The following is a 9,793-nucleotide window of genomic DNA, read 5'->3' as shown; positions in this document are numbered from 1 at the left end:
AGACAGGGTTTGAGGGGGCGGGCACTTCCGTTGAAACCCATCCCCCTCCTGTCCTCCCCCTTGAAGGGGGAGGAACCTGCTAAGACGCTCGTGTGATGACGAAGGGAAGGACGAGGCTTACCGCAGGATCGAGGCCGGCACGTACGAGACCAGCATCAGGATGCCGAAGGCCACCGCGTAGAAGGGCACGAGCTCGCGCACCGTCTGGCCGACCTTCACTTTGGCGACCGAACTCGTGATGAACAGTGTCGTGCCGACCGGCGGGGTGTAGAGGCCGATCGCCAGGTTCACCGTCATCATGATCCCGAGCTGTACCGGATCCATGCCGATGCTCTGGGCGAGCGGCAGGAACACCGGGGTGAGCAGCAGCACGGCCGCGGGCAGGTCGATGAACATGCCGCAGACCAGCATCAGGACGTTCATCAGCGCGATCACCGTCCAGCCGGATTCGAGGTTGGCCTTGGCCCAGCCCACCACACCGTCGGGCATGTGGTCGTAGGTGAGGAGCCAGCCCACCGCGGCGGACGCCATGATCACGAGCAGCACGACGCCGGTGGCGAGTCCCGCTTCGACGATCGCGTGGTGCAGGCGCTTGAGCCCCAAGTCGCGGTAGATGACGGCGGAGACGAACGCCGCGTACAGCGTCGACAGCACGCTGACCTCGGTCGGCGTCGCGATGCCGAAGCGCAGGAACACGACGACCAGCACCGGCATGATCAGCGCCGGCGACGCGTAGGCGAGCTGGCGACGGAACACCGCCCAGTTGATCGGCTGCAGTTCGCGCGGGAAGTTGCGGCGCTTGCCGACCCACCAGCACACGGCCATGAAGCCGCCGCACATCAGGAGGCCCGGCAGGATGCCGGCGACGAACAGCGCCGCGATCGAGGCGTTGGCGCTCAGCGCGAAGAGGATCATCGGGATCGACGGCGGGATCAGGATGTCGATCGTCGCCGCCGCCGCGAGCGTCGCCGCGGAGAACTCCGCCGGGTAGCCGAGGCGCTTCTGCCAGGGGATCAGCAGCGAGCCGATCGCCGAGGCGTCGGCGACCGCCGAGCCCGAGACGCCGCCGAAGATCGTCGAGGACAGCACGCCGACCTGGCCGGGACCGCCGTGGAAGCGGCCGATAAGCGTCGACAGCACGCCGATCAGCGATTCGCCGAGCTTGCCGCCCATCATCAGCGTGCCCGTCAGCATGAAGAACGGGATCGCGATCAGCGGGAAGCTCTGAACCTGCGCGACCATCTGCTGCACGATCAGATCGAGCGGGACGCGGTCCGAGGTGGCTGCGGCCGCCATCGAGGCAGCGAGCAGGGCGTGGGCGATGGGCATCGCGGCGACCGCGGCGATGCCGAATACCATCAGGATCAGGGCGCTCATGTCGTCGTCACCACGTGAGTTTCGGGAACGGGGGCGTTGCCGTTGCCGCTGCGGGCGCCTTGCGCCCAGGCGTTCCAGGCCGAGTGCAGCGCGAGGACGGCGAGCATCAGCATGCCGACCATGACGCAGCCGTAGGTCACCGAGCCGGGCACCTGCAGGATCGGGCTGCGCTCGTCATGAACGATCTCGAGCATGTTCCAGGTGGCGCCGGCGAGCGTGAAGTACAGCCCGGCGACGCACAGCCACACGATCACTGCGATGACGCGCCGGGCGGTGGCCGGCAGCGTCTCCACCAGGAAGGAGGTGGTGATGTGCGCGCCGTGCGCCGCGCCGAGCACGATGCCCGCGGTGACCATCCACGGGAACAGCAGCTCGGGCAGTTCGGCGGCCCATTGCAGGCTGGCGCCGGTGCTGTAGCGCAGGATGGTGTTGGCGCACAGAATGGAAAAGATGATGATGGTGGTGACCCACAGCACCGCCTGGCATGTGAGAACGATGCCGCGCTCTATGCGATTCATCGTGGACTCCTGTCTCGAGTCCCCCGGCCCCTCGCCGCCAGGAGGGCGGCGCGAGCCGAAGGTTGGGGGAGGGATGGGGCTCAGCTGCCGCTGCGCGCGGCGGTGATCACTTTCTTGACGAAGGGGCCGATCGGGCCGGAGCTCCACTTGTCATCGACCGGCGCGGTGGCCTTTTCGAAGGCCGCCTTGTCGACCGTGTCGACGCGCACGCCCTTGGCCTTGAGATCCGCGACGAGCTTCTCGTCTGCCTCTTGCGACAGCTTGCGCTGCAGCGCGGTGGCTTCCTTCGCCGCCTCGGTGATCGCCTTGCGGTCGGCGTCGTTGAGCCTGTCCCACGAGCGCTTGCTCATCAGGAAGGGCGTCATCTCGTACTTGTGGCCGGTCAGCGTGACGTACTTCTGCACCTCGTAGAGCTTGGACGCGTGGATGTTCATCAGCGGATTCTCCTGTCCGTCGACGACGCCCTGCTGCAGCGCCACGTACAGTTCGGCGAACTTGATCTGCTGCGCCTCGGCGCCGAGCGCCTGCATGATGTCGACCGTCACCGCGTCGGGCGGGGTGCGCATCTTCAGGCCCTTGAGGTCCTCGGGCTTGAGCAGCGGATGCTTGCTGTTGGACATGTGGCGCACGCCGTTGTCCCAGTAGCCGAGCACGATCAGGCCCTTGTCGGCGGACTTCTGCGCGAGCTCCTGGCCCAGGGGGCCGTCGAGCAGCTTCCAGGCCTGCGGCAGCGAGGCGAACAGGAAGGGCATGCCGAAGGCGGCATACTCCGGCACGGCGGTCGAGACCGCACCCTGCGAGTTGGCCGAGAGGTCCAGCGCGCCGGTGCGCAGCTGCGTGACCATCGCGGCGTCGTCACCCAACTGGGCCGAAGGCGAGACCTGCACCTCGATGCGGCCGGCGGTCTTTTCCTTGACGAGCTCGGCGAACTTCACCGATGCCTCGTGGCGCGGGTTGCCGGGCGCGGCGCCGTGGCCGAGCGAGAGTTTGACGGTCTGTGCCATGGCCGGGAAGGCGAGGGCGGCGGCGAGCGCGAAAGTGGCGAGTTTGAAAGTCCTGCGGTTCATGTGTGTCTCCTCGTAGGTAGCCGTCTGTGCGGCACCTGGACTGCTTGGACCCCGCGAGCCTGGGGCTGCGGGGTATGGGATCAGTGAATGAGCATGCCCCCGTTGACGTCGAGCGTGATGCCGGTGCAGTACTTCGACAACTCGCTCGCAAGGAACACGACGCAGCCGGCCACGTCGTTGGGTTCGCCGATGCAGCCCAGCGGGATCGACTCGAGGATCGCGGCGCGGCGGTCCTCGGGGATCTTGCCCTTGTTGATGTCGGTGGCGATCAGGCCCGGGGTGATGCAATTGACACGAATGTTGTCGGCGCCGTATTCGCGCGCCATCGCCTTGGCCAAGCCCAATACGCCTGCCTTGGCGGCCGAATAGTGCGGGCCGCCGAGGATGCCGCCGCCGCGCTGTGCGGAGACCGACGAGATGCACACGATCGAGCCGTTCTTCTGCTTCTGCATCGCCGGGATCACGGCTTGCGACATGTAGAGCGTGCCGCGCAGGCTCACGTCGAGCACCGCGTCGTAGTCGGCGCCGGTGATGTCCAACGTCTTGCGCGGCTGGGTGATGCCGGCGTTGTTCACCAGCACGTCGATGCGGCCGAGCTGCTTGAGGATCTCGGCGGCAGCGGCGTCGCACGAAGCCTTGTCGGTGACGTTGGCGACGAGGCCGATGTGCTGCGGGCCGAGCTCGGCGGCGGCGCCGGCGGGGTTCGCCTGCTCGAGGTCGAGGATCGCGATGCGGGCGCCCTGTGCGGCGAGCATGCGGGCGGTGGCGAAGCCGAGGCCGTTGAGACCGGCGCCGCCGGTGATGACGGCGACCTTGCCTTCGAGGAGTTGGGATTGCGACATGTTAGTGGTCCTTTGAATTGCAGTTGATTTGGAGTCGGTTCAGGCGGCCGTTACGACAGCCAGCCCTTGATCGTTGTGCTCATCGCTTCGGTCGAGATGCCGTAGCGGTCATGCAGCGTCGGCAGCGCGCCGGCGTCGAGGAAGGCGTCGGGCAGCGCGATCTGGCGGAACTGCGGGGTCACGCCGGCGCGCAGCAGCGTCGTGCCGATCGCTTCGCCGAGTCCGCCGATCGTCGTGTGGTTCTCGGCGACGACGACCAGGCGCCCGGAGCGGCCTGCCTCGCGCAGGATCGTCGAGGTGTCGAGCGGCTTGATCGTCGGCACGTGCAGCACGCCGACATCGACGCGGTCGGCCGCGAGCGCCTTGGCGACTTCCAGCGCACGCATCGTCATGATCCCGGACGAGATCACCAGCACGTCGCGGCCGTCGCGCACGAGCTTGGCCTTGCCGAGCTCGAACTTGTAGTCGTACTCGTCGAGCACCAGCGGCACCTGGCCGCGCAAGAGGCGCATGTACACCGGCCCCTTGTGTTCGGCCACCGCCGGCACCATCTGTTCGATGTCGAGTGCGTCGCACGGGTCGATCACGGTCATGCCGGGCATCGCGCGCATCAGCGCGAGGTCCTCGGCCGCCTGGTGGCTCGGGCCGTAGCCGGTCGTGAGGCCGGGCAGCGCGCAGGCGATCTTCACGTTGAGGTCGTCCTCGGCGATCGTCTGGTGCATGAAGTCGTAGGCGCGGCGCGTCGCGAACACCGCGTAGGTCGTCACGAAGGGCATCGCGCCTTCATGTGCGAAGCCGGCCGCGGCGCCCATCAGCAACTGCTCGGCCATCCCCATCTGGTAGAAGCGCTCGGGGTAGGCCTGCGCGAAGATGTGCAGGTCGGTGTATTTCGCGAGGTCGGCGGTCATGCCGACGATCTCGGGCCGCTCTGCGGCGAGCTTCACGAGCGCGTGGCCGAAGGGCGCGGCCTGGGTGCGCTGGCCCTCGCCGGCGATTGAGGCGATCATCGCCGAGGTCTTCAGCTTGGGCTTTTGTGCGGTAACGGTGCTCATGCTTTCCTCCCGGCGTCCAGCGCTTCGAGGGCCAGCTGCCACTCGTTCGGCTCGACGCGGATGAAGTGGTTCTTCTCGCGCGCTTCGAGGAAGGGCACGCCGCAGCCCATCAGGGTGTCGGCGATGATCATGCGGGGCTCGGGGCCGGGGTGGTTGCGCGCGGCGTCGAAGGCGGCGATCACGGCGTCTAGGTCGTTGCCGTCGATGCGCTGGGTGAACCAGCCGAAGGCCCGCATCTTCTCGGTGAGCGGCTCGAAGGCCATCACCTGCGACGAGGGGCCGTCGGCCTGCTGGTTATTGACGTCGACGATCGCGATCAGGTTGTCGAGCTTGTGGTGTGCGGCCGACATCAGGCCTTCCCACACGGCGCCCTCGTCGAGTTCGCCGTCCGAGAACAGCGTATACACGAAGGACTTCGAGCCCTTACGCTTCAGGCCCAGGCCGCGGCCGACGGCGATCGTCAGACCCTGGCCGAGCGAGCCGCCCGACATTTCCATGCCCGGCGTGTAGCTCGCCATGCCGGACATCGGCAGGCGGCTGTCGTCGCTGCCGTAGGTCTCCAGTTCTTCCTCGGGGACGATGCCGGCCTCGATCAGCGCCGCATACAGCGCGATCGCGTAGTGGCCGTTCGACAGCAGGAAGCGGTCGCGCTCTTCCCACGCCGGGTCTTCCGGCCGGTAGCGCATCGCATGAAAGTAGGCCGTCGCCAGCACGTCGGCGATGTCCAGCGCCTGGGCGATGTAGCCCTGGCCTTGAACTTCGCCCATCCGCAGCGCGTTGCGGCGGATGCGGTAGGCGTGCTCGGCGATCTTGGCGCGGGGGGCAGTAACGCTGGTATCCACGCAGTTCTCCTTGGTTGGGTCCGCTGCCCTGGGGGCGTTGGGACGAATCGTTGCTCTCTGTCAGGAGAGGGGGCTCTCCGCCTTCGCTCGGGCTGTCTGCACAACGTCCGGCGAGTGGGAGAAAGCGTATTCCCTTGATCGGTGTCGCTCAAACGAATAAATTAGCCTTATAGGTGAATTCAATTCATGTGGGTTTTGCGATGCAGCATCGAGTCCCTCTCAAGGCCATACAAGCGTTCGAGGCCGCCGCGCGGCTGTCGTCTTTCGCGCTTGCAGCAGAAGAACTGTTCGTGACCCCCTCGGCGGTGAGCCACCAGATCAAGCTGCTGGAGGACCAATTCGGGGTGCAGCTCTTCCATCGCGTGCATCGCGCGGTGGTGCTGACGGACTCGGGCCGGCGCTACGCGGAGGAGGTGTCGGCGGCCTTCGCGCGCATCGACCTCGCGACGCGCGAACTCGGGCGCACGGAAAAGAGCGACATCCTCACGGTGCATGCGACGCCCAGCTTCGCGACGCAGTGGCTGATGCCGCGCCTCGCGCGCTTCAGCTCGCTCAACCCCGACGTCGACGTGCGCCTCAACGCGTCGACCGATACCGTCGATCTGGTCGCGGAGACCGTGGATATCGATATCCGTTACGGCATGAAGCGGCTGCAGCCGGCCGGCACGATGGTGCTGACCTTCCCGCCCGAGACCATCGTGCCGATGTGCTCGCCGGCGTTGATGAACGGCCCGCACCCGATCCGCACGCCCGACGATTTGGTCCACCACACGCTGATCCACAGCGAGGTGTGCCTCGTCGGCTGGCGCGACTGGATGCGCCAGCACCGCAAGGTCAAGCTCGACATCTCGCGCGGCCTGCGCTTCGACCGCTCCTTCATGGCGCTCAGCGCGGCCGTGGACGGCCTCGGCGTGTGTCTGGAAAGCCTGCTGCTCGCGCAGCGCGAGCTCGAAACCGGACGGCTCGTCGCGCCGCTCGGGCTCGACGGGCCGAAGGTGCAGGGCTACACCTTCAATCTGCTGAAAGCGCGCGCCGAGCTGCCCAAGATCCGCAATTTCCAGGACTGGCTCTTCGGCGAACTGGAGAAGGCGTCCGCGTGAGCGGATGTCTGGCCCGGCCCGCTGGCGTGTCCTATTAATGAATGGGGGACTGCCCGGATGAGGAGGTTCCCGATGGCAAGGGAAGGCGCGGATTCAGGGGGCGAGGCGGCCGGGCCTTCAGGCGGCCGCCCGTCGCCGCGGGAACGTGGATCGAGGTTGGGAGCATGGATCATGTTCGACAAGGAGCGATTCATCCAGGACTGCACGCAGGCCGTGGCCGAAGGGCCGGCAGCCGTGCGCGAACTGGTGGCCGAGGCGGTCTCGGACGGCGCGGCGATCGTCGCGCAACTCGGTGAACCGAAGCACGCGGGCATCAACGCGCTGTACCGTTCGCCGGAACTCACGATCATCAACTTCGTATGGGCGCCGTGCATGAGCCTGATGCCGCACAACCACCAGATGTTCTCGGTGGTCGGGATCTACGCCGGGCGTGAGGACAACGTGTTCTGGCGGCGGACCGCGGGCAGCATCGAGGCGATCGGCGCAAGCTCGCTGGGCGTGGGCGACGTCACCGCGCTCGAACGCGACGCGATCCATTCGGTGCTCAACCCGATCGGCAAGATGAGTTGCGCGATCCACGTGTACGGCGGCGATTTCTTCGCCCCGCCGCAGCCGCGCAGCCTGTGGGACCACGAGACGCTGGCCGAGCAGGCGTGGGAAGTGGAGAAGGTGAAGGTGCTGTTCGAGCAGGCGGAAGCGCGCTTCAACGCTTGGCATCAGTGACGCGAAGGCGGTCCCGGGCGGGCCGGGGCGTGCGAGAATCGCGCCCCCGTCTGCACGAGATGCCGCCATGAGCCAGGTCCAGCACACCATCACCCACCTCGTCGTCCACAAGCTCCACCGCACCGGCGAGGGCCCCGCGAGCGCCGAGTTGCGCGACGGCGCCTGCCGCGTCGACGATGCCGCAGTGCGCCTGGTCGAACGCCTGTGCGGCCACTACGCGGACCGCAGCAGCCGGGGCTACGGGCGATTCGCGGAGGAGGGGGAGGCCGACTCGCCGCTGCCGCGTCTGGTGCGCGAGCACGTCGTCGACAAGAGTCTCGACTTCGCCGCGCTGTCGCTGCGCATGATGGACGCGCTGCGTCTGTGCGCGGACGAGGAAGGCGCGGAAGTGTCCGGCTACGTCGTGATCGCGCGCATCCTCGAAGGCGCGAACGACTGCCTGTGGATCGCCGTGGTCGGTGAGGCGGTCGGCAGCGCCGTCACCGGCGCGCTCGACATCGTCGACTGCCTGCATCTGGATTTCGCGGCGCTGCCCGCGGCCGGGCGCATCGACCTCACCGGCTGGCAGCGCGGCGACGAGCGCTACGTGAGCTTCCTCAAGGGGCGCAGCGACGTCGCGCCATGGTTCAAGCGCTTTCTCGGCTGCGGCGACGTCGTGATCGCGCTGAAGGAAACGAAGAAGCTCGTGCAGCGCCTGTCGGACTTCGCCGAGACGCAGCGCCTGGAGGCGCCTGCGCGCGACGCGATGCTCGAGCGCGCGCACGGCTACCTTGACGAACTCGGCGAGGCCGGCTCGCCGCTCGCGCTCGACGAGATCGCGCGCAAGGTGTGGCCCGAGCAGCCCGAACGCCTCGACGCGGCCCTCGCGTCAGGCGAGGCGCCGCTCGCCGGTGGCTTCGTCCCCGACCGCCGCGCGATCCGCCCGCTGGTGCGCTTCCGCGCCGCCGGCGAGCAGTGGAAACTGGAATTCGATCGCGCGAGCCTGCATTCGGGCGCCGTGCACTACGATCGCGCGAGCGACACGCTGGTACTGTCGGGCCTGCCCGAATACCTCAAGAAGCTGCTGCAGGAGGAATGACGCGCCGGCGCGCGCCGCCCCTCAACGTGCCGCGAGGCGCCACAGCGACGTGACTTCCGCGGCCCGCGCCGTGTGCAGTGGATCCTCCGCGTCGCTCGCCTTGCCATGCCGGGGACGGGCGTCTAGCCGCCCGAGCACCTGCAGGCCGCCGGCGTCGATCGCCGCGAGCAGCTCCTCGCGCGTGCGCAGGCCCAGATGTTCCGCGAGATCCGACAGGATCAGCCAGCCTTCGCCGCCGGGGGCGAGATGCGCCGCGAGGCCGCCGAGAAAGGCGTGCAGCATGCGGCTGTCCGGGTCGTAGACAGCGTACTCGACGGGCGAGCTCGGGCGCGCCGGCACCCACGGCGGATTGCACACGACCAGCGCGGCGCGGCCCTCCGGGAACATGTCGGCCTGTACCACCTCGACCTGCCCCGCATAGCCGAGGCGCGCGATGTTCTCGCTCGCGCAGGCCAGTGCGCGCGGATCCTGGTCGGTCGCGACGATGTGCGCGACCCCGCGGCGCGCAAGCACCGCCGCGATCACGCCCGTGCCGGTCCCCACGTCGAAGGCCGTCGCATCGCCTGCCAAGGCTGCGGGCAGGGGCGCCTGGGCGACGAGATCGACGTATTCGCCGCGCACCGGCGAGAACACGCCGTAATGCGGGTGGATCGCCGCGCCCAGCGCCGCGACCGGAACCCCTTTCTTGCGCCACTCGTGCGCGCCGATCAGGCCCAGCAGTTCGCGCAGCGACGCGACATACGGTTCGTCGGCGGCGCCGTAGGCTTCCATGCAGGCCTGCCGCACGTCCGGCGCGCGGCGCAGCGGCAGACCGTGATCGGCATCGAAGGGCAGCAGGAGCATGCCCAGCACCCGCGCGCGCTGCGCCTGCGCCTGGCGGTGCAGGTGGAAGGTCTCGGTCGCACTTTTCGCCGCGCCGGGCTTGGCGGGGCGGCGCGGCTTGCGGTCGATGCGCCGCGCCATCGCCTGCAGCAGCTGCTTCGCGTTGTGGAAGTCGCCGCGGTACAGCAGCGCCGTGCCTTCGCACGCGAGCCGGTAGGCCAGGTCGGCAGGCGTCTGGTCGTCGGCGAGCACGACCCGCCTGGGCGGCGGGCTGCCGCTTTCCGAGCGCCAGCGGGCCGAATGGGTGGCGCCGCTCTCGTCCTGCCAGACGATTTGCGGGTGATCTTGCATGCGGTTTCCTTTGAATGACTG

10 protein-coding genes are annotated in these 9,793 nt (G+C 68.2%); 3 read left to right on the top strand and 7 right to left on the bottom strand.

All coding sequences use genetic code 11. The features are described from left to right. Positions 1–117: 117 nt before the first annotated feature. The 6 genes from GPA27_RS16350 to GPA27_RS16325 form a co-directional block, all read right to left on the bottom strand. A complete protein-coding gene (locus GPA27_RS16350) occupies positions 118–1,377 on the bottom strand; it encodes a TRAP transporter large permease (RefSeq protein ID WP_169141622.1) in 1,260 nt (419 codons plus the stop codon). Then, complete coding sequence (locus GPA27_RS16345; RefSeq protein WP_169141621.1) at positions 1,374–1,895, bottom strand: TRAP transporter small permease; 522 nt, start codon at positions 1,893–1,895, stop codon at positions 1,374–1,376. Before GPA27_RS16345 ends, GPA27_RS16350 begins: the two co-directional genes overlap by 4 nt. Positions 1,896–1,975: 80 nt before the next feature. After that, positions 1,976–2,962, bottom strand: a complete 987-nt coding sequence (locus tag GPA27_RS16340; RefSeq protein WP_169141620.1) for a TRAP transporter substrate-binding protein — start codon at positions 2,960–2,962, stop codon at positions 1,976–1,978. Between the two features lie 80 nt (positions 2,963–3,042). Beyond that, the gene (locus tag GPA27_RS16335) at positions 3,043–3,804 is read right to left on the bottom strand and encodes an SDR family NAD(P)-dependent oxidoreductase (protein ID WP_169141619.1); all 762 of its coding nucleotides are present in this window, start codon (positions 3,802–3,804) and stop codon (positions 3,043–3,045) included. Positions 3,805–3,854: 50 nt separating this feature from the next. Continuing rightward, positions 3,855–4,856: a transketolase family protein gene (locus tag GPA27_RS16330; protein WP_169141618.1), complete on the bottom strand. Its 1,002-nt coding sequence runs from the start codon at positions 4,854–4,856 to the stop codon at positions 3,855–3,857. Further along, entirely contained in the window at positions 4,853–5,698 is an 846-nt protein-coding gene (locus GPA27_RS16325) for a transketolase (protein ID WP_169141617.1), read from the bottom strand. Before GPA27_RS16325 ends, GPA27_RS16330 begins: the two co-directional genes overlap by 4 nt. 200 nt (positions 5,699–5,898) lie before the next feature. On the opposite strand from GPA27_RS16325, the gene gcvA reads away from it, so the two are divergent. From gcvA to GPA27_RS16310, 3 genes are all read left to right on the top strand, one after another. Then, positions 5,899–6,798, top strand: coding sequence for a transcriptional regulator GcvA (gene gcvA / locus GPA27_RS16320; protein WP_211165039.1), 900 nt, complete (start codon positions 5,899–5,901; stop codon positions 6,796–6,798). A 171-nt stretch (positions 6,799–6,969) separates the two neighbouring features. After that, on the top strand, positions 6,970–7,521 hold the full coding sequence (locus GPA27_RS16315; protein ID WP_169141615.1) for a hypothetical protein: 552 nt from the start codon (positions 6,970–6,972) through the stop codon (positions 7,519–7,521). 67 nt (positions 7,522–7,588) lie between these two features. Then, the gene (locus GPA27_RS16310; RefSeq protein ID WP_169141614.1) at positions 7,589–8,599 is read left to right on the top strand and encodes a nucleoid-associated protein; all 1,011 of its coding nucleotides are present in this window, start codon (positions 7,589–7,591) and stop codon (positions 8,597–8,599) included. A gap of 21 nt (positions 8,600–8,620) precedes the next feature. Here GPA27_RS16310 and GPA27_RS16305 read toward each other — a convergent pair whose 3' ends face one another. Beyond that, the gene (locus GPA27_RS16305; protein ID WP_169141613.1) at positions 8,621–9,772 is read right to left on the bottom strand and encodes a methyltransferase; all 1,152 of its coding nucleotides are present in this window, start codon (positions 9,770–9,772) and stop codon (positions 8,621–8,623) included. Positions 9,773–9,793 lie beyond the last annotated feature (21 nt).

It is taken from the genome of Aromatoleum toluolicum (assembly GCF_012911005.2).
Lineage (GTDB): Bacteria > Pseudomonadota > Gammaproteobacteria > Burkholderiales > Rhodocyclaceae > Aromatoleum > Aromatoleum toluolicum.
This window is presented reverse-complemented; position numbering and strand designations above follow the sequence as displayed.

What these genes read in the sequence shown, in the direction of transcription:
- GPA27_RS16350 (WP_169141622.1), bottom strand. Translation starts at nt 1,377, where the DNA reads ATGAGCGCCCTGATCCTGATGGTATTCGGCATCGCCGCGGTCGCCGCG.
- GPA27_RS16345 (WP_169141621.1), bottom strand. Translation starts at nt 1,895, where the DNA reads ATGAATCGCATAGAGCGCGGCATCGTTCTCACATGCCAGGCGGTGCTG.
- GPA27_RS16340 (WP_169141620.1), bottom strand. Translation starts at nt 2,962, where the DNA reads ATGAACCGCAGGACTTTCAAACTCGCCACTTTCGCGCTCGCCGCCGCC.
- GPA27_RS16335 (WP_169141619.1), bottom strand. Translation starts at nt 3,804, where the DNA reads ATGTCGCAATCCCAACTCCTCGAAGGCAAGGTCGCCGTCATCACCGGC.
- GPA27_RS16330 (WP_169141618.1), bottom strand. Translation starts at nt 4,856, where the DNA reads ATGAGCACCGTTACCGCACAAAAGCCCAAGCTGAAGACCTCGGCGATG.
- gcvA (WP_211165039.1), top strand. Translation starts at nt 5,899, where the DNA reads ATGCAGCATCGAGTCCCTCTCAAGGCCATACAAGCGTTCGAGGCCGCC.
- GPA27_RS16315 (WP_169141615.1), top strand. Translation starts at nt 6,970, where the DNA reads ATGTTCGACAAGGAGCGATTCATCCAGGACTGCACGCAGGCCGTGGCC.
- GPA27_RS16310 (WP_169141614.1), top strand. Translation starts at nt 7,589, where the DNA reads ATGAGCCAGGTCCAGCACACCATCACCCACCTCGTCGTCCACAAGCTC.
- GPA27_RS16305 (WP_169141613.1), bottom strand. Translation starts at nt 9,772, where the DNA reads ATGCAAGATCACCCGCAAATCGTCTGGCAGGACGAGAGCGGCGCCACC.